We start from the raw sequence: 18738 nt of genomic DNA, 5'->3' as shown, positions 1-18738 counted from the left end.
CTCTCTTACCTAAAACCTGGGAGCTCTCTCGTGCGGACAGTTCTGTTTTCCGCGCTCGCTTGGCGTGTGTTGGCCGCGATTGCGATTGCCTTGCATATCACATTTATCGTGTTCATTCCGATATCTGACACAATTCTGAATGCATGGCATCTTTCCTTTGTTCTGTGTCTTGGCTTTGGTGCCTTTAGCTTGCTGAAGGATGCTACCCTGTTAAAAAGACTTCGAGACACAGTTTTGGCACTTACAGGTCTCTGCGCCGGTGTCTATTTCATCTTGAACGAGGACCAGGTTTTTGAGCGCTTCGAGTTGACACTTATGGACCAATTGGTCGCATTTGGAGCGGTATTATTGGTCCTTGAACTGACCCGACGCGTGGTTGGGTGGGTGATACCGGCCATTGCTGTTTTCCTGATGGCTTACGTTATGTATCTGGGAAAATACGCTGATGGTGTGTTTTTCTTTGGAGGTATCAGCGAATATCGGATGGCCTATCGGCTATTTTGGCAAGATGGCGCTCTGTTAGGATCCACAACGACGATTTCAGCGACAATCATCTTCATGTTTGTTTTCATGAGCTGTCTGATGCGTGCGGCAGGTGCTACGCAGTTCATCATCAATGGCACTGCCAGTCTGTTGCGAAAAATTCCGGGTGGGTCAGCCCATGTCGCTGTGTTGTCCAGCGCCCTCATGGGGACCGTCAGTGGCAGTGCTGTGGCGAACGTTGCAGGTACGGGGGCGTTGACAATCCCGATGATGAAACGAGCAGGTTTGAAGCCTGAAATAGCGGGTGGCGTCGAAGCTGCGGCTTCGACCGGGTCTCAACTTGTGCCACCGATCATGGGCGCCGGAATCTTTATAATGTCGGACTGGGTTGGAGTTCCGTATACCGAACTCGTTCTGCTAGGGATCATCCCCGCCATTCTGTACTTTATGTCGATTTCCTTCACAGTTCATTTGCAACTGTTGAAATCAGGGAAGCTAAACATCTGTGAGGATGACGAGGTTCCTGAAGTAAGGCTTCGCGATGGTGTTGCTTTCATTGTTCCTATCGCTGTCCTGATTATCTTGCTCTCAATTGGATATTCACCTGTTTATTCAGCTGCGATTGCTGCTGCAGGTGTTGTGGTATGCAGCTTTCTTGGCCCGCAACCTCTGACGGTTTCAAAATGGATTCCGATAGTCGAAGACACGATGAAAACAGTGCTTCCAACAGCAATTGTTTTGATCTGTTCTGGTCTCATTGTCGTCTCCGTTGAAACATCTGGTCTAGTTGTAGCTCTTGCGCAATCTCTTGCTGCTTTCGGTAACGAGAACGCTTTGATCATTCTAGGGCTTATTGCACTGATCTCAATGTTTCTCGGAATGGGGCTGCCTGTTACGGCATCCTACATTGTCGTCGCTGCATTTGGGGCGCAAGCACTAGTGTCGCTGGGTGTTGAGCCGGTTGCTGCTCACATGGCCATTTTCTGGCTAAGCCAGGACTCTCTTTTAACACCACCCGTTTGTCTCGCAGCTTTTGCTGCAGCTGGTATCGCGGGAGGAAATCCGGTTAAAACAGGAGTTAATGCGATGATGTTAGGCAAAGGGCTTTACATCATGCCGGTCCTGTTTGTGTTTCACGGGTTACTTTTTACAAACAATGTTTCCGATGTTGTACATGCAACTGGAACAGGTGTTTTTGCGCTTGCTCTTCTTGCTGTTGCGTCAACTGGACAGGCGTTTGCTAAGTTGAACGCGTATGAACGCCTCATAACTGCTTCCGCTTCAATCCTTATTCTTTTCCCTAGTTGGTCTCTGCAAGTCGCCGGAGCTGCTATTGGTGGGGCTATCTTGTTGTATTCATTTGTAAAAAGAAACGAGAAGTGCAGTGAAGATGCGATGAGTGTTGCTGGAGATAAAAAATGACAGACATAAAAATCATTCGCGTTTTCCCTGCTACCGAATACGGGGGAAATCCCGCGCCGATTGTTATCGCTGCTGATGAACTTGATAATGAGCAGATGCGCAAGATTGCCGAAGTTACCGGTCATGAAAGCGGTTTTGTTCAGAAGCCAAGCGAAGTTTCACCTGCAGATTGGCAAATGCGGTACTTCGTCCCAAATCATGAAATGGAAATGTGTGGCCATGCAACCATCGGAGCGCTCTGGGCTTTGCGTGATGCAGGTTTGATTGCTGGCGAAAATCAGCTGATCGAAACAAAAAGTGGTCTGGTGCGAGCAATTGTCCCAAAAAGTGGAGCTATTGCAATTTCTCAGCCCCTTGGGGTTGTTAGAAAGCTATCTCGCAAAGCTGGGGAGGATATTGCATCCGTCTTAAACCTGCCCCACGACTACTTTCACAACGCTGTATGCATGAATGCGAAAACAAGTAGGACCAAGACGCTGATCCCGATTAAATCGGTTGAAGAACTCCATCAATTGAAACCAAACTTCGAGCATATTCGGTCAGTTTGTAACCAAATGGAGAGTACCGGACTATATCCGTTCGCTGTGGGCAAGGAGCGTGGTCATTTTCATGCGCGCCAGTTCCCGTCGAATTCCGGCTATCCGGAAGATGCGGCTACAGGAATTGCAGCGTCGGCACTTGCGTTCGGTCTGCTGGACTTGAACTACGTTGAAGATACTGAAGGTGTCGTAATCCATCAGGGCGAGGCAATGAACTTTCCTTCGCGTATCGACATTAGCTTTGAGCAACAAGATGGCAAGGTGGTGTCATGTTGGTTGAAAGGTGAATGTATTGTCGAGCGCAGTATGTCGAGGGTGGCTGGTCATGTATGATGTTGAAGAGAGGTTGAACCTGTCAGGTTATCATTTGCCAGAACTGCCCAAAGCCAATGGAGACTATGTAACCGCAATAGTTGTCAATGAGTTGCTTCATACGTCAGGCCAGCTATCGCGATCAAAAAATGGAGTTCTATACGGACCAATTGATGATGGAGAGAACATCAGTCAGGCCGTTAAAGCGGCAGAGGTCTGTGCGTTAAGATGCTTGGCAGTGGCTAAAGGGCATCTGGGAGCTTTAAACCGGATTAGTCAAGTTGTGTCAGTGCGAGGATTTGTCGCTGCAACAAGGGACTTCAAAGACCATTCTAAGGTCCTTGACGGTGCTTCAAGCGTTTTCCGAACAGTGTGGCCAGGGTCCGCTGGACAACATATCCGGACTGCGGTTGGTGTTAGTAGTTTGCCTTCTGGTGGGTTAGTCGAAATTGAAGCGGTATTTCAAATTATTGCTTAGTGCAAGGTCTTGATTAGAGTTCAGTAAAACTCTTTGCTTCAGTGAGGTTTCGAGATGGTCTTAAGGAATTTTTCCGATATCAGAAGCACCACCTTGCAGGGTGATAAATTTCGAAAGTCTATGCGAACACCTTCGACCACAGGCATGAGGGTTGTTCGTCGTATGGTTTACGTCATTTTTTCCGGATCTAGCCCGTGGCCACGCAGAAACATATCAACCGCCGCAATCACATGGCTACGCAGATCTTTTTCCTGCGGCTCCCAATCGATATAGGACATTTGCCGGATATCGTAATCCGCCTTGATCAGGCTGGAAAAGAACACCGCAGCTTGCCAGGGATTGCCCTTGGGGAAGTTGCCCTCTGCCATCTGGCGTTCGAAATAAGACGCAATGTATCGACGCCCCGTCATCAGTCCGCTTTCATAAAAGACCTTGCCCAGTTTCGGGAAGCGGGGCACCTCGGCCAGAAACAGGCGCATATAACGGATGGTGTCGGGCATGGTCAGAAGCGTCATCAGCGTTTCGCCGTAATGGATTAGGGCCGCGCGGAGCGGCAAGTCCGACATTTCGAGGTCGCTCATGACCGATGTGATTCGCCCGGTGCAATCGCGAATGACGGCTTCGAATACACCGTCCTTATTCCCAAACAGCTCATAGATCGTTCGGCGTGATCCCCCGGCCTCGGCCGTGATCATTTCGAGCGTCGTACCGGCAAGCCCATGTTCGCAAAACAATTCCCGCGCCGTTGCGATGATGGCTTCGCGGCGTTTTACGGTTCTGGGATCAATCTTCTTGGTGTCTTGCACAGGGGATTCCGATTCCGGACTTGACGTTTGGTACTGAGTAGTACCATAAATAGACAAATGGTACTGATCAATACCAAAAGGAAAAATCAGGCAATGAGTGTGAAAAAGATCATTCTGCCCCTGATCGCAGCGGCGATTATCGGTGGCGGTGGATATTACGGGTTCTATTGGATGACCGAAGGTCAGTACCATGAAAGTACCGACAATGCGTATCTTCAGGCCGATGAGGTCGCGGTGTCGCCGAAGGTGTCAGGCTATGTCGGGGATTTGCGGGTGGCCGAAAACCAGCCGGTGCGCAAGGGCGACTTGCTTCTGACCATCAAGGATGAAGATTTCCGCCTTGAACTGGCCAAGGCCGAAGCGGCTCTTGAGGCACGCCGGTCAGCCGTCGGCACCATGGAACAACAGATTACCCTTCAGGAAGCCGCAATCAATCAGGCCGCGGCCAGTGTTGATATCGCGCGGGTCGAACTGGAACGCACCAGCGATGATTTCAAGCGTTATGACGATCTAGTCAAAAAGGGTGCGGCCAGCCGCCAGAAATTCGATTACGCCAAGGCCGATCGCCAAACCGCGCAGGCGGAGGTGGCGGCGGCCAACGCAACATTGGCGGTGGAAAAAGGCCGTCTTGGTGTTTTGCGCGCCCAGAAGATCGAGACGGAGCGGGCTGTGAAACAGGCCGAAGCCGCACGTGATCTGGCGCAACAGGCACTTGATGATACCAGGATTTTTGCGCCGTTTGATGGCGTGGTTGGCAATCGGTCGGTTCAGACTGGCGCATTGGTCCAGCCGGGTGAACAGCTTCTGGTGCTGGTGCCTTTGCCCGGCACCTATATCGTGGCTAATTTCAAGGAAACCCAGATCAGCCACATGGCGCCGGGGCAGAAAGTCGCGGTCGAGGTGGATGCCTTCCCGGATGCCGAGATTGTTGGCCATATTGCAAGTTTTGCCCCGGCAACCGGTGCGCAATTCAGTCTGCTGCCGCCGGAAAATGCCACCGGAAACTTCACCAAAATCACCCAGCGCGTCCCGGTTCGTATCGAACTGGATGACAGCAAATGGGCCAAGGCATTGCGACCGGGGCTTTCGGTGGTTGTCAATGTGGATACCCGCAATGCCAGTGGCGAAGAAGAAATCGCCGGTGTTGGTCTTGCGCAAGGGATCGTCCCGACGGCGGAACTTTCGGAGCTTAACTGATGGCAACCGCCAGCCCGACAACAGCGCCGCAATCCGAAACGCGCCCGATGGAAACCGCCCAGTTTGTCGGCTGGGTGGCGATGGTTGTCGGCATGTTTCTGGCGATCCTTGATATTCAGATTGTTGCGAGTTCGCTTGAAAACATTCAGGCGGGATTGTCGGCAAGCCCCGATGAGATCGGCTGGGTTCAGACCAGTTACCTGATTGCCGAAGTGGTGATGATCCCGCTGTCGGGTTTCCTGTCGCGCCTGATGTCAACGCGCTGGCTGTTCGTGATTTCTGCAATTGGCTTTACGGTGATGTCGGTGGCATCGGCCTTTGCCTGGTCGATTGAAAGCATGATCTGGTTTCGCGCCATGCAGGGGTTTTTGGGCGGGGCGATGATCCCGACCGTGTTTGCCACGACCTATATCATTTTCCCGCCTGATAAACGCAACGCCGCCTCGGTGATGACCGGGTTGATTGCGACCATGGCGCCAACCATCGGCCCGACCCTTGGAGGGTTTTTGACGCAGTCGCTGTCCTGGCACTGGCTGTTTTTGATCAACGTTATTCCCGGACTGATGATTGCCGCCGTTGTCGCCATGACGCTGCGTGTTGATCGCGGGGATATCGGACTGCTCAAGGGATTTGATCTGCGCGGGCTTTTGTCGATGGCGGTGTTTTTGGGCAGCCTTGAATATGTCCTTGATGAAGGGCCCAAGGATGACTGGTTTGATGAAACTGCGATCATCTATGGCACCATCACATGCGCCGTTGCCGGTATCTATTTCTTTTGGCGTATGTTTACATATGACAAGCCGATTGTGGATCTGAAATCCTTTGCTGATCGCAACTTCACCATGGGCTGCGTGTTTAGCTTTACGCTGGGTGTCGGGCTTTATGGCAGTGTTTATCTGATGCCGTTAATGCTGGGGCGGGTGCGCGGTTATGACAGTCTTGAAATCGGGATTGTTATGGCGGTGACCGGTATTACCCAGTTCCTGTCCGCCCCGATTGCCGGGAAGATGACAGCGAAATATCCACCGCGCGTAGTGCTGGGCATCGGGCTTGCGTTGTTTGCCACCGGTCTTGCCATGCATGGCTTTAACACCAGCGAGGTTTCGTTTAACGAGCTGATCTGGCCGCAGGTTGTGCGTGGTGCAGCACTGATGTTTTGCATGTTGCCGGTGACCAATCTGGCGCTGGGCACCTTGCCACCTGAAAAGATCAAAAATGCCAGCGGGCTTTATAATCTGATGCGTAATCTGGGCGGGGCGATTGGCATGGCGGCGATCAATACGCTGCTTGATAAGCGGATCGATTATCATTTCTCGATCCTGTCAGATCACATCAACCCGGCCAGTACGGCGTTCAAGGATTATCTTGCCACACTTACCGCACGGTTTGGCGAGATGGGCCTTGCCGATCCGCATGCCGCAGCAATGAAATTCATCGTCAATATCGTCAACCGGGAAGCCTCAATCATATCGTTCAACGATGTCTATCTGGCGATGGCGGCTGCCTTCCTGATTGCCTTCCTGTTACTACCACTTGCCAAGCCGCCGCGTGCTGAGCCAGGCGTGGATGCCGCGCATTAAAGGTTATTGAACAGGCGCGCCAAGGATAAAAGAACAAGGTCGCACACAGTTCCCCCGACCCCGGCAAGCATATGCTTGCGTGCGACCTTACCGGCCCCTGCATCGCAGGGGCCGGATTTTGTATGGCAAAACTGATGAATTTTCGAGGCGAGAAAATAGAACGATTATAATGTAGTTCTATTTTTTGCGGATTTGACGTAAGCTTTTCTAATCGTATGAAAGTACAAGCACACTCATACAACGCAAACAGCAACGAAGTCTGACAAAACAAAGACTTCGACAATAAAAGGGCGCAAAACGCATTAATCGCGCGCTCAAAATGATGCTGTTGCACGGAAGTGGGACGATGTCTGGCTCGACTCATTGGATCGGGATATCCCGTTGATCCTGGATTGAGGTGGTTTGGCATGCCCGCGCTTCCACGAGGTTCCAGCAAAGTGCCATTGCAATTATTCGTGCCTCTTGTGCCGACGGATTCCACCCGATTTGTATTTGCATATTCCCTCAACGCTGAAATCCTTGTTTTCAAAATAAATTCTGCCTTTGCCGTGCCGACCCTGATTGCCAGCATGAAACATGGCCGGGATCGCCCGTATGATGTGGTTGATCTGCAATCGGGATGAATGAATTGGTGAATATTTTTGTTCCCATACCAGCTTCGCCAACTGGCGGAGGAACTCAAAAAGCGAACGGAGGTTGGAACGATGCAGGGCAACACTTTCAGAGCAACGACGGGTGTTCTGACGAGCCTATTGATTTCATGTGCGATGGGAGGGGCCGCTTTTGCTGCAGACCCCAAACCCGCGACCGAAACCACCAGAAAAGCCAATGCCGCTGTGCTTGAAAACCTGCCATTTGATGATGTGCAGGACTTCGAAGATGTGGCGCGCGGCTTTATTGCGCCGCTTCCCAATGACGGCGTGATCAATAACACGGGCGGCGATACAGTTTGGGAGCTGTCGCAATATCAGTTTGCCGAAGGCATGGGGGCCTCCGATACCGTCAACCCAAGCCTGTGGCGGCAGTTGCAGCTTTTGGCAAAGGGGGGCTTGTTTGAGGTCACACCGCGCATTTATCAGGTGCGGGGTGCGGACCTTTCGAACATCACCTTTATCGAAGGTGATACTGGCGTCATCGTCATGGATCCGTGCATTTCTGTCGCGACCGCTAAGGCCGGGCTGGAACTTTACCGCGCCCATCGGGGTGACAAACCGGTTCTTGGCGTTATTCACACGCACAGTCATATCGACCATTTCGGTGGTGTGCGTAGCGTTGTTGACGAAGACGCACTTGCCGCAGGCAATGTAAAAATCGTGGCACCTGAGGGCTTCGTTGAGGAGGCTGTCAGCGAGAATGTCTTTGCGGGAAACCATATGGGACGCCGGGCCAGTTATATGTATGGCAACCTGCTGCCCAAGGGACCTAAAGGCGGGCTTGGTACCGGTTTGGGGCTTGGCACATCAACAGGTCTCGCCACCCTGATTGAGCCGACCGACGTGATTACAGAAGACGGCCAGATCGTTGAAATTGATGGTCTGACCTTTGAATTTGTTTTGGCTCCGGGCAGCGAGGCCCCGGCCGAGATGCATTATTACACCCCCGAACTCAAGGCGATGTCGCTGGCGGAAAATGCCAACCATACGCTGCACAACCTTTATACCCTGCGTGGGGCAAAGGTCCGCAATGCGCGCGCCTGGTCATCCTATCTGCATCAGGCGATTGAACGGTGGGGCGATGAGGCCGAAGTTCTTTACGGGCCACATCACTGGCCGACCTGGGGCAATCAGAAGATTGTCGATCACGTCAAGAAGCAGCGTGATGTTTACAAGTACCTGAACGACCAGACCCTGCGCCTGGCAAATATGGGCTATAACATGCTTGAAGCTTCCGAGATGATGAAGCTTCCGGATGAGCTTGCCAAATACTGGCCGAACCGTGGCTATTACGGCAGCTATAACCACAATGTCAAAGCGGTCTGGAACTTCTATCTTGGCTGGTTTGACGGCAATCCATCGCGCCTGAACCCGTTGCCGCCGGTCGAGGCCGGCAAGAAGTTCGTTGAATATATGGGCGGGGCAGATGCCGTTGTTGCCAAGGCCAAGGCGGATTTTGATGCTGGCGAGTATCGGTGGGTCGCGCAGGTTCTCGATAACGTCGTTATGGCAGACCCGAACAATGTTGTCGCCAAAACGATCCTTGCCGATGCGCTTGAACAATTGGGGTATCAGGCCGAAAGCGGGCCGTGGCGTAACTTCTATCTGTCCGGTGCGACCGAACTCCGGAATGGCATCAAGGAACTGCCGGTACCCAAAACGGATTCACCCGATATCGTGCGTTCCATGCCGATGGAAATGTTCTTTGATTATCTTGCGGTGCGTCTAAATGGTGAACGGGCAGCGGGCAAGAAAATCATGATGAACTTTACCCTCACCGATCTTGATAAGGCCTACGGTGTTGCGGTCGAAAACGGTGTTTTGAACTACTACCAAGACCCGTTTGAGGATGCCGACGTCTCGATTGATGTTAGTCGTCAGGAATTCAATGACGTGATTCTCGGCGAGGCGACGCTTCAGGAAAAAATCGATGGCAATCAAGCGACGCTAAGCGGTGACCCGGTGGCATTCACTGAATTCACAGGGCTGCTCGACAGCTTTGAATTCTGGTGGCCGATCGTGACACCGAAAGAGGCGATGTAGGCGACACATTAACAGGGCGGAGAGCGTTGTTAGCATCGCTTTCCGCCTGTCATATTTTGGTCTGTGGGCGCAAGAAAATGATAAACAGCATACGGGGTATCGCATGGGGTGGTCTGGTCGGGGGCAAAGAGCGGCGTTCGTTGTAGGAATTTTGTTGACGACAAGTGCATTGTCTGATGCGCGTGCTGCCAAATGTTCTGCCGATGGTGGTCTGCTTTTCGTTGGAAAGACCGCAGATAGCGCACGTTCCGTTTGGCTGTCAGGGACCAGCGCGGGAGCGTTTCGCCTTGATGCGCAAGGTGCGACCAAGGATACTTGGACAGAATCCCGCCGTGGATTGCATTTAACCCTTTCTGATGTTGTTTCGACCGGTAATGGTGGCACACACCATTTATATGACAATAGTGGCGGCGGCTGTCTGCTTGACAGTCAGAACCAGAAAGGTGGCGTCAACCTGCCCCCGATTGGTGATCTTTTTCCTGATTTCGTAATGCCGGAATTGCCCGGGCAAGTGACGCCGCCTATCGCGACCCTGCCGCCGACCGGTATCATGCCATCCCTCCCCCCTGGGGTTGCGCCGCCGGTTGCAATTCTACCACCAGACCTTCCGGGCGGTGGCACGGGCATTACCCCACCCATCGGAACACTGCCGCCAGAAGGCGTGATGCCAACAGTGCCGGGTGCTGTGACGCCACCGATTGGCGTGCTGCCACCCGATGGCGGCACCGGGATTACCCCACCCATTGGAACATTGCCGCCAGAAGGCGTGATGCCAACGGTACCAGGTGGGGTGACACCACCGATTGGCACCCTTCCGCCGGAAGGCGTTACACCCACAGTGCCAGGAGCTGTAACACCGCCAATTGGTACCCTGCCGCCAGAGGGTGTTATGCCAACCTTACCTGGCGGGGTAACGCCCCCAATCGGTGTACTTCCACCCGATGGTGGAACAGGCATAACTCCACCGATTGGCGTGCTGCCACCAGGAGGTGGTGGAACGGATGTTACACCTGTGACGCCAACGGCGCCTGGTGGCGTCTCTGAAACCGTTGCCAACGCGCAGCTTCGCAAAGGCGGAGCAGAATTCCTGCCAGAGGATACGTGTGCTGTTTTGGACAGAGACGGACAGTTTTACCGCACAGACCAAGGGCTGGTCTTTACGGCACCGTGTGCATTGGTGCGTCAGGGCGGATATACCGGGGTGACTGTTGCTTCGATCACAGGGCAATCCGATGTGCCGCTTACACCCGGACGCGAGTTTTTTGAAGAGCCGTTATGGAACTTTTGGTCGGAAGCCCGGGGCATTTATGCCAACGACCGCCGTCATAGTCTTGATACGACGGCGTTTAGTGGCTCTTTCCTTTTTGGTGTGGACCGCGAAATTGCCGAAGACACGGTTGCAGGTGTTTCGGCATCCTTTGAAAGCAGTTCGTCAGAAGGCTTTAACAACAATCTTGAAACCAGTGCCTATGGCATGTCGGTCGGACCCTATATCGCCCATCGTCTGTCCCCGGAATGGGCGATCGAAGGATCGCTTGGCTATATGGCTTTGCATAACAATCTGGATGTTCTTGTTCTGGAAGGGGAATATTTCTCCCACCAGCTGTCCGGTGCAGCCGCGCTGAATGGGCAATATCGCTATGATAATTGGACGTTCCGGCCGCGCTTTGGCATTTCGTATGCTGAAACCTTTGTTGAGGATTATGATCTGAGCGGGGCAATTGCCGGGAATCCCGTGACCGTCAATGTCGGATCGGATCATTTTGGCTATGGCGAAGCGGAAATTTCGGGCGAGGCCAGCAAACTGTTATTCCTGTCCGAAGACCTGATCGGCATGCCTTATGGCGAGCTTGGCATGCAATATGGTTTTGTGCGTCCGAATGATGGTGAAATCCTGTCGGGCAATTTGACCTATCAGGATACATCCCCAATCACAGGCACTCTTCGGGCCGGGATGCGGTTTGTTTATGACGACAGTATCTTTTTCGATGTTGGGGCAGGCTATCTGAGTATCGGGCAGAACGGACTTGATATCTGGGAGGCAAAGGCACGGGTATCCTTTGCCTTTTGACGGTGTAAAAAAATGCCCGCCACCCAGGATAGGGTGACGGGCACCGGATCAACTTGATATTGCGCGCGGATGCAATATCAGTTGGCAATCATCGCGGCCGGTTTCGGCGTGTCCGTGCTGCTGACCGGAAGGATCGGGTAGGTGACCTGCGGTTCCTGACCTGTCAGGGTCTGAAGGAAGGCGGTGATTGCCTTGACTTCATTCTTAGACAGCTCGGCACCCAGTTGTGAACTGCTCATGATCGCAACCGCCTGTTCCAGATCCCAGACCTTGCCGGAATGGAAATATGGCGCGGTCAGCGCGATGTTACGCAGAGGACCGGCGCGGAACACATAGTCGTCACTTGCTGTCTGGGTGACGGCAAAGCGGCCCTTGTCATCAGGTGGCAGGACTTCTGAGCCCGGCTTTTCAACAACACCGAACGGATAATAACCCGTACCGCCGACATTCACCCCGTTGTGGCAAGATGCACAGCCGGTATCGATGAACAGTTCAAGACCGGTCATCTCGGTTTCGGTCATGATGGTGTCATTGCCTTCAAGGAACTGGTCAAACCGGGAGGCCGGGGTGATCAGGGTTGCCTCGAATGCCTCGATAGCCTTTGCCATATTATCAAAGGTTACCGGATCATCTTCGCCGGGGAATGCCGTTTTGAAATGGTCGACATATTCCGGGATGGATTTCAGCACGGTGACAACACGTTCTGGCGTGCTGGCCATTTCAACACCGGCCTGAACCGGGCCTTTGGCCTGTGCCTTAAGGTCCTCGGCGCGGCCATCCCAGAACTGGGCTTCGTTGAAGACGGCGTTCAGAACGGTTGGCGCGTTACGCGGGCCTTTCTGCCAGCCATGTCCGATGGAGGTTTCCAGATTGTCATCCCCACCCATGCCAAGGTTGTGGCAGGTATTGCACGAAATGATCGCACTGGCTGACAGGCGCGGTTCAAAGAACAGCATCTTGCCCAGTTCGACCTTTTCACGGGTGACGGCATTGCCTTCGATGGCGGGAACCATCGACGGAATGACTTCAAAATAGTCCAGCGCGCTCTCACGAAGTTCGGCCGGTTCTGCCGCGATTGCCGCACCGCCAAGGGCACATGTCGCAACAGTGGACAGAAGGGCTTTGGAAAACAGGCGTCGGGATGTCATTTCTCTCTCCCATTTTTGGTGGTTCGGGTACTAGAGCAAAAATGGGGTTGTGAAACCGTGATATACATCAACCTATTAATTAAATAGTGTTTTATTTTAATGGTTTAAATTTAATTTCAATAATGAGAATTCGCAAATGTGCCTTGGCAATCCGTGCAGGACAAAGAAAACGCCCGGGTGGGAGGCCCGGGCGTTTCAGCCTTTCGGGGGGACACCGAAAGGCGCAAGATGCCGGGGGACATAGCGACCGGGGAAGGTCATATGTTCTCTCCGATGGAGGGGAGAGATGCATCCTGCAGGGAGATCGTGGTCTTGTCTTCTTTGCTCAGGTCGTGCTTTGGGTTGCAGGCGTATTTGCCGTCGCAGCAATCCGTTTGGTCTTTGCGGCGTGGCGGTGTTTTGACGCTGTTATCTGGATAATCCCGATCATCACCAAAAGGGAAGAGATCCAGAACACACTGTCATGGGTTGGCGTCGGTGTGAGGTCGAATTTGGCGGCCAGCATCTCAAGACCCAAAAGGACAAAGGGCAGGATGCTTGTCGACAGGATGTATTTCTCAACCCCGGCAATCTTAATGGATCGAAGGGTTAAGACCATCGCAGGCCCGCGGAACAGAATCCCGATCAAAAGTCCGGCAATCAGGGTTTCGGTGCCAAACAGTCCATCGGTCGAGATATAGGGGATCGCAACCGGACTTATGAATTCGACCACCGGCGGGGCAATCAAAAAGACCGAGGCCGTAATCAACAACAACACCCCGGTAAAACGCAGATGCGCCCAGGTGTCCTTGACCTGATTATCGGGATGAAGTTCCGCCAGAACCGAGGAAGAAATTGCTGTGACTTCGGACGCCAGCATCAAAAGCACGGCCGGGTTGGCAAAACCACCGGGCAAATGCCAGGCTAGCCACAAGGCACCGGATATCAGGATCGCGTGGCCAAGCCATTCCGAACGCCCCGGTGCGCGCCCAAGGATAAAGGTCGCGGCAAGGGCCGCCATCGGCATCCCGGTTTGCGATAGAATGCCGCTTTCAGGTGCACTGATATATAAAAGGGATGCCGTCCAACTTACCCCGGTCAGCACACGCAGGAACCCATAGGCCCAGTTGATGGGCAAGGCGAATTGCCGCCACGGAATGCGGCGCCCCGGTGCTATCAGGACAAGTGCCATCCCGCCAAAGACAAGCTGCCAGCAGGTCATGGCATAGGCATCAACCGCAAAGCTGGTCAGCGCAATGCGGTTGCTGACCAACATCAGGGCCCAGACGAGTGTGGTGCTAAAAAGCAGGAGCAATACGGGCATATGAAGAATTTCTGAAAGTTATGATCTTCGGCCATGTTGCCCCAAATGCGAAAAATGCGCGACAGGAATTTCGGTATCAATATCTGAAATTAATTCATGCAAACAAAAGTCTGGTTTTCAGTTGTTTGGAAAGGCCGCGCGCAGATCGCACTTATTGGTCAGACAGGATCCATCCAGCGGCCTTTTCAGCAATCATCAGGGTCGGCGAATTGGTGTTGCCGCTGGTGATTTCGGGCATCACGGACGCATCGACAACGCGAAGGCCCGCAACACCCTTAAGGCGAAGATGCGGGTCAAGCACGGCTGATGTGTCATCCTTGCGGCCCATCTTGACGGTGCCGACCGGGTGGAAAATGGTCGTGGCGATATCACCGGCCAGCTTGGCGAGCTCTTCATCGCTTTGATATTGAACGCCCGGTTTGAATTCGTCGGGCTGGTATTTTGCCATGGCCGGTTTTGACATGATGTCACGGACCTGTCGCAGGCTGTCGGCGGCGACTTTGCGGTCTTCGTCGGTATCAAGGTAATTGGGCGCAATTTGCGGCGCGTCGCGGAAGTCGCCGGACTTGATGTTAATCGTGCCGCGGCTGGTCGGGTTCAGGTTGCAGACCGATACTGTAATCGCGGGGAAATCATGAAGATCACCGCCAAAGGCCTCAAGACTGAGCGGCTGGACGTGATATTCAAGATTTGAATATTGCCGCGATGGATCTGACCGTGTGAAGGCACCCAATTGGCTGGGGGCCATGCTCATCGGGCCGGAACGGCTGAGTAAATATTGCAGGCCGATTTGCGCCTTGCCGATCAGGCTGTTGGCAAGGGTGTTGAGCGTGCGCGCCCCATGCACCTTATAGATCGCCCGAATTTGCAAATGATCTTGCAGGTTCTGTCCGACGCCGGGCGCATCAAGCACGACGTCAATGCCATGCTGCTTAAGGAGTGCTGCCGGACCAATGCCAGACAGTTGCAGGATTTGCGGCGTGTTCACAGCCCCGGCAGACAGGATGACTTCCTTGTTGGCGGTAACGCCAAGTGACGTTCCCGCCTTGTTGACGATCGCCCCGGTGCATACCGTTTGGCCGTCGGCATTGGTCGCAAAGGTCAGTTTTTCCACCTGTGCCTCGGTCCAGACTGTCAGGTTCTGGCGCGATTTGATTGGGCGGATAAAGGCCTTTGACGTGTTCCAGCGCCAGCCGGACCGTTGGTTGACTTCAAAATAGCCAATGCCGGTATTGTCGCCGTCGTTGAAATCATCGGTTGGCTCGATCTCGGTTTGGCCTGCAGCCTCGACAAAGCTGTCAAGAATGTCCCAGCGAAGCCGTTGTTTTTCAATGCGCCATTCACCGCCATGACCATGCATCTCGGAAAACGGTTTGCCGCTTTGTGTGTCGGGGGTGTTGCCGTTATCAAGCTTGTAGTGATCTTCATGGCGCTTGAAATCGGCCAGGGAATGCTGCCAATCCCAGGCTTCTTCGCCGGTGATCTTGGCCCAGTTATCATAGTCACGGGCCTGACCGCGCATATAGATCATGCCGTTGATCGACGAACATCCACCCAGCGCCTTGCCACGCGGATAGCGCAAGACACGGCCGTTCAGGCCCTTGTCCGGCTCGGTCTGATACATCCAGTCGGTGCGCGGATTGCCAATGCAATAAAGATAACCAACCGGAATGTGGATCCATGCATAGTTATCTGCCTTGCCGGCCTCAAGCAGCAGTACCTTGTTCTTGGGATCAGCACTCAGCCGATTGGCAAGCAGACTGCCGGCAGAACCGGCTCCGATGATCACATAGTCGAAGTTTTCTGTGGTTGTCATCGTTGTGACGCGCCTTCCCTGTTGGTTTCTATCGGTTTGGCTCTCGGCCCAAAGGGCCGCGCAACCAAAGGCCTGCAAAGGCAATTCCGATGGCCGCTTGTTCTTTTGATCTGCAAGCGGTCTTCATTTGGTGTTCGCACCGAATGTGTATTTAGCGGGCAAGCGTCGAATAAATCTAATGACAAAATCCGAATAGCAATATTAGTGTTATTTATATGACTCGTTTTTCGAACATCAACATGTTGCTGGCCTTTGTCACCGTCGCACGCGAAGGAAGCGTTTCGCGTGCCGCATCTGTGCTGAACCTGACGCAACCGGCGATCAGTCACCAGATCAAGCGTCTTGGTGAGGAAACCGGCATTTCGCTTTTCAAGCGGACATCAACCGGCCTGCAAATCACCCCGGACGGGCAGGCGATGCTCAAGAAGGCCGAGCTTGTCCTGGATGCGATGGACGAGTTTCGCCGTAGTGCGCGCAAACGTGCCGGGCGTGTCGGTGGGAAGCTTCGGATCGGAACCATCGTTGATCCGGAATTTATCCGTCTTGGCCGGATGCTAAGCCAGATGCGCATTGATTACCCCGATATCGAAACGGAACTGGTGCATGGCGTTAGTGGGGAGATGCTGACACGCGTCTGCCGCAATCAGATCGATGCCGGGTTTTATCTGAGCGGGCCGGATGTCGATGGTGATATTGCCGCCATCTCGTCCGAAGAAATCCACGCGATCAAGCTTGCCGATTTTAATTATCGGGTGATTGCCCCGGTCGGTTGGGAAAACGCGGTCGCGAAAGCCGACTGGACGACACTGGCGAAACTTCCATGGATCGGTACGACGGACGCATCGGTGCATTCCCGGTTGCTTAAGCGGATTTTCGATCAGTATGACTGCACGCAAAATTGCGTTGCCCGTGTTGATCAGGAAGCCTCGATGCTGGAAATGGTCCGGTCCGGCGTGGGGTTAAGCTTGTGTCGTGATTCCATCGCGTTGCATGAAAAGCAGACCTTTGGCCTTGCCGTGTGCAACACCGTTTCCATTCCGGCCTGCCTGAGCCTGATCACAACCGAACGGCGCAAGGAATTACCGATGATATCGGCGCTGTTTGAAGTGCTCGAAGCGACCTGGTGAAAACCGGGTTGCCGGTTTCTATCGGATGCCTGCGCGCAGAAACGCCTGAATGAATTGGCGCTGGAAGATCAGAAACGCCATCAGAAGCGGCGCAATCGTCATGATGGTTGCCGCACTGATCACCGAAATATCCACCCCGGTTTCTGGTGCGCCAAACAGCGACAAGCCCACCGTCAGCGGCCGTGTTTCTGGCGAGTTGGTGACAATCAACGGCCAAAGGAAGTTGTTCCAGTGGGTCGCAATCGACACCAGCGCATAGGCCAGATAGACGGGCTTGGCCGCCGGCACATAGACCTTCCACAGAACACCCATCCAACTGCATCCTTCGATCCGCGCGGCTTCTTCAAGCTCGATCGGTACGGATTTAAACGCTTGCCGCAGCAGGAAAATGCCAAACGCACTGGCCATATAAGGCAGACCGATGCCAAGTGCTGTATCAAACAGGCCAAGCTTGGACACGATGGCGTAGTTTTCGACAATCAGCACCTCGGGCAGAATGAAAAGCTGCAACAGGACCAGGATAAAGACCGTATCGCGCCCCTTGAATTCAAACCGGGCAAAGGCAAAGCCGGCAAGGGTACAAAGCACCAACTGGCCCGCAAGGATCAGGGTCACAAGCACCACGGTATTGGTAAAATACCCACCCCAAGGCACAGCACCCCAGACATAGACAAAGTTTTCAAAGGTCAGCGGGTTGGAGAAATCCAGACCAAGGGCGGTGCCGGATGGTTGCAATGCCGCCCAGGCGGCAAACAGCAGCGGTGAAATCCAGACAATCGCCAGAACCCATGCGCCAAGCGCATCCAGTACCTTGTCGAGATCAGGTAGTTTGAGTGTGGTGTTGGCGGTAATGGTATCTGTTTTCATCGGTAGTGGGTCCGTTTTTCAACCAGTCGGAACTGCGCGACGGCAACAAGGCCAAGGGCCAGCAAGACAAGAATGGTCATGGCGGCCGCATGCGGGCTGTCGAAATAGGCAAATGCCATTTCCCAGATCCAGTACAGGATCAGTTTGGACGCATTGTTGGGCCCGCCCTTGGTCAGGATGAACAGATGGTCGATCAGCTTGACCGAATTGATCATCGCATTGACAAAGACAAAGATCGTCGTTGGCATTAAAAGCGGCAACAAGACGCGGCGTGTATAGGTCCAGCGACCAGCCCCCTCGATCCGGGCGGCTTCGCGCAGATCCGGCGGGATGGTCTGAAGGGCTGCCAGATAAAAGATCATGAAGAACCCGGCTTCTTTCCAGATCGTCACGATGATCACGGATGCCAGCGCGGTTTCCGGCTGACCCAGCCAGTTGGTCGGCGATGCGCCAAAGAGCCCGGTAATCTGGTCAATCACGCCAAGGTCGGGCGTATAGAAAAACAGCCACAAATTGGCCGCGGCAATCATCGGCAAAATGGTCGGCGTGAAATAGGCACTGCGCACAAAGGATCGCGCCGGGATATGGGCATTGGCCAAAAGCGCCATGACAAGGGCAAATATGATCGAAACCGGGATGGTCACCCCAGCGTAGATCAGGTTGTTGGTTGCCACGGTCCAAAAGGTCGGATCGGCAAACAGATCGCCATAATTTTCAAACCCAGCAAAGACAGACGGGCGGCGCGATGTGCCGCGGGTAAACAGGCTGTGCCAGAAGGTCGCAATGGCCGGATAAAAGGCAAACAGGCTCATCAGGGCCAATGCCGGTGCGGCCAGCATCCAGCCATAAAGCGCAAGCCTGCGTTTTTGAAGTCGGGCCATTTCGTTCATGGT

At 53.6% G+C, this 18738-nt stretch carries 14 protein-coding genes; 8 read left to right on the top strand and 6 right to left on the bottom strand.

Translation table 11 applies throughout. The features are described from left to right. Positions 1 to 30: 30 nt before the first annotated feature. The 3 genes from DY252_RS17020 to DY252_RS17010 are packed head-to-tail and all read left to right on the top strand — an operon-like array spanning position 31 to position 3234. Positions 31 to 1905, top strand: coding sequence for a TRAP transporter permease (locus DY252_RS17020; RefSeq protein WP_064788546.1), 1875 nt, complete (start codon positions 31 to 33; stop codon positions 1903 to 1905). Then, entirely contained in the window at positions 1902 to 2777 is an 876-nt protein-coding gene (locus DY252_RS17015) for a PhzF family phenazine biosynthesis protein (protein ID WP_064788545.1), read from the top strand. The genes DY252_RS17020 and DY252_RS17015 overlap by 4 nt, the downstream gene beginning before the upstream one ends. Continuing rightward, on the top strand, positions 2770 to 3234 hold the full coding sequence (locus DY252_RS17010; protein WP_082923434.1) for a RidA family protein: 465 nt from the start codon (positions 2770 to 2772) through the stop codon (positions 3232 to 3234). Before DY252_RS17015 ends, DY252_RS17010 begins: the two co-directional genes overlap by 8 nt. A gap of 167 nt (positions 3235 to 3401) precedes the next feature. Here DY252_RS17010 and DY252_RS17005 read toward each other — a convergent pair whose 3' ends face one another. After that, positions 3402 to 4040, bottom strand: a complete 639-nt coding sequence (locus DY252_RS17005) for a TetR/AcrR family transcriptional regulator (protein ID WP_064788544.1) — start codon at positions 4038 to 4040, stop codon at positions 3402 to 3404. A 93-nt stretch (positions 4041 to 4133) separates the two neighbouring features. Between DY252_RS17005 and DY252_RS17000 the strand changes: the two genes are divergently transcribed. From DY252_RS17000 to DY252_RS16985, 4 genes are all read left to right on the top strand, one after another. Further along, on the top strand, positions 4134 to 5237 hold the full coding sequence (locus DY252_RS17000) for an HlyD family secretion protein (protein WP_082923433.1): 1104 nt from the start codon (positions 4134 to 4136) through the stop codon (positions 5235 to 5237). Beyond that, positions 5237 to 6817, top strand: a complete 1581-nt coding sequence (locus tag DY252_RS16995; protein ID WP_082923432.1) for a DHA2 family efflux MFS transporter permease subunit — start codon at positions 5237 to 5239, stop codon at positions 6815 to 6817. Before DY252_RS17000 ends, DY252_RS16995 begins: the two co-directional genes overlap by 1 nt. Before the next feature lie 704 nt (positions 6818 to 7521). Further along, positions 7522 to 9513, top strand: a complete 1992-nt coding sequence (locus DY252_RS16990) for an alkyl/aryl-sulfatase (protein ID WP_064788542.1) — start codon at positions 7522 to 7524, stop codon at positions 9511 to 9513. Positions 9514 to 9667: 154 nt separating this feature from the next. Next, positions 9668 to 11584 carry an autotransporter outer membrane beta-barrel domain-containing protein gene (locus DY252_RS16985; protein ID WP_129542758.1) on the top strand — a complete coding sequence of 639 codons (1917 nt, stop codon included), beginning with the start codon at positions 9668 to 9670 and terminating at the stop codon, positions 11582 to 11584. A 77-nt stretch (positions 11585 to 11661) separates the two neighbouring features. On the opposite strand, the gene DY252_RS16980 is transcribed toward DY252_RS16985, so the two are convergent. The 3 genes from DY252_RS16980 to DY252_RS16970 all read right to left on the bottom strand — a co-directional run bounded on the left by DY252_RS16980 (position 11662) and on the right by DY252_RS16970 (position 15851). Next, positions 11662 to 12732 (bottom strand): cytochrome-c peroxidase, encoded by a 1071-nt coding sequence (locus DY252_RS16980; RefSeq protein ID WP_064788540.1) that lies wholly within the window; start codon positions 12730 to 12732, stop codon positions 11662 to 11664. 325 nt (positions 12733 to 13057) lie between these two features. Beyond that, positions 13058 to 14035 carry an EamA family transporter gene (locus DY252_RS16975; protein ID WP_064788539.1) on the bottom strand — a complete coding sequence of 326 codons (978 nt, stop codon included), beginning with the start codon at positions 14033 to 14035 and terminating at the stop codon, positions 13058 to 13060. A gap of 151 nt (positions 14036 to 14186) precedes the next feature. Beyond that, complete coding sequence (locus DY252_RS16970) at positions 14187 to 15851, bottom strand: GMC family oxidoreductase (RefSeq protein ID WP_064788538.1); 1665 nt, start codon at positions 15849 to 15851, stop codon at positions 14187 to 14189. Between the two features lie 215 nt (positions 15852 to 16066). On the opposite strand from DY252_RS16970, the gene DY252_RS16965 reads away from it, so the two are divergent. Beyond that, positions 16067 to 16978 carry a LysR family transcriptional regulator gene (locus DY252_RS16965; RefSeq protein ID WP_064788537.1) on the top strand — a complete coding sequence of 304 codons (912 nt, stop codon included), beginning with the start codon at positions 16067 to 16069 and terminating at the stop codon, positions 16976 to 16978. A gap of 18 nt (positions 16979 to 16996) precedes the next feature. Here DY252_RS16965 and DY252_RS16960 read toward each other — a convergent pair whose 3' ends face one another. Both DY252_RS16960 and DY252_RS16955 read right to left on the bottom strand, forming a co-directional pair. Next, positions 16997 to 17845, bottom strand: a complete 849-nt coding sequence (locus DY252_RS16960) for a carbohydrate ABC transporter permease (RefSeq protein WP_064788536.1) — start codon at positions 17843 to 17845, stop codon at positions 16997 to 16999. Further along, positions 17842 to 18735, bottom strand: a complete 894-nt coding sequence (locus DY252_RS16955) for a carbohydrate ABC transporter permease (protein ID WP_064788535.1) — start codon at positions 18733 to 18735, stop codon at positions 17842 to 17844. The genes DY252_RS16960 and DY252_RS16955 overlap by 4 nt, the downstream gene beginning before the upstream one ends. Between the last annotated feature and the right edge of the window lie 3 nt (positions 18736 to 18738).

The sequence above is a fragment of the Thalassospira indica genome (genome assembly GCF_003403095.1).
In the GTDB taxonomy this organism is placed as follows: Bacteria; Pseudomonadota; Alphaproteobacteria; order Rhodospirillales; family Thalassospiraceae; genus Thalassospira; species Thalassospira indica.
The sequence above is the reverse complement of the archived record's forward strand: the minus strand, read 5'-3'. Positions and strand labels throughout refer to the sequence as shown.

Bases quoted from the DNA above. Each gene is read 5' to 3' on its own strand.
- DY252_RS16960 (WP_064788536.1), bottom strand. From the start codon at position 17,845: ATGAAAACAGATACCATTACCGCCAACACCACACTCAAACTACCTGAT.
- DY252_RS16970 (WP_064788538.1), bottom strand. From the start codon at position 15,851: ATGACAACCACAGAAAACTTCGACTATGTGATCATCGGAGCCGGTTCT.
- DY252_RS16965 (WP_064788537.1), top strand. From the start codon at position 16,067: ATGACTCGTTTTTCGAACATCAACATGTTGCTGGCCTTTGTCACCGTC.
- DY252_RS17000 (WP_082923433.1), top strand. From the start codon at position 4,134: ATGAGTGTGAAAAAGATCATTCTGCCCCTGATCGCAGCGGCGATTATC.
- DY252_RS17015 (WP_064788545.1), top strand. From the start codon at position 1,902: ATGACAGACATAAAAATCATTCGCGTTTTCCCTGCTACCGAATACGGG.
- DY252_RS16975 (WP_064788539.1), bottom strand. From the start codon at position 14,035: ATGCCCGTATTGCTCCTGCTTTTTAGCACCACACTCGTCTGGGCCCTG.
- DY252_RS16990 (WP_064788542.1), top strand. From the start codon at position 7,522: ATGCAGGGCAACACTTTCAGAGCAACGACGGGTGTTCTGACGAGCCTA.
- DY252_RS16995 (WP_082923432.1), top strand. From the start codon at position 5,237: ATGGCAACCGCCAGCCCGACAACAGCGCCGCAATCCGAAACGCGCCCG.
- DY252_RS16955 (WP_064788535.1), bottom strand. From the start codon at position 18,735: ATGAACGAAATGGCCCGACTTCAAAAACGCAGGCTTGCGCTTTATGGC.
- DY252_RS16980 (WP_064788540.1), bottom strand. From the start codon at position 12,732: ATGACATCCCGACGCCTGTTTTCCAAAGCCCTTCTGTCCACTGTTGCG.
- DY252_RS17010 (WP_082923434.1), top strand. From the start codon at position 2,770: ATGTATGATGTTGAAGAGAGGTTGAACCTGTCAGGTTATCATTTGCCA.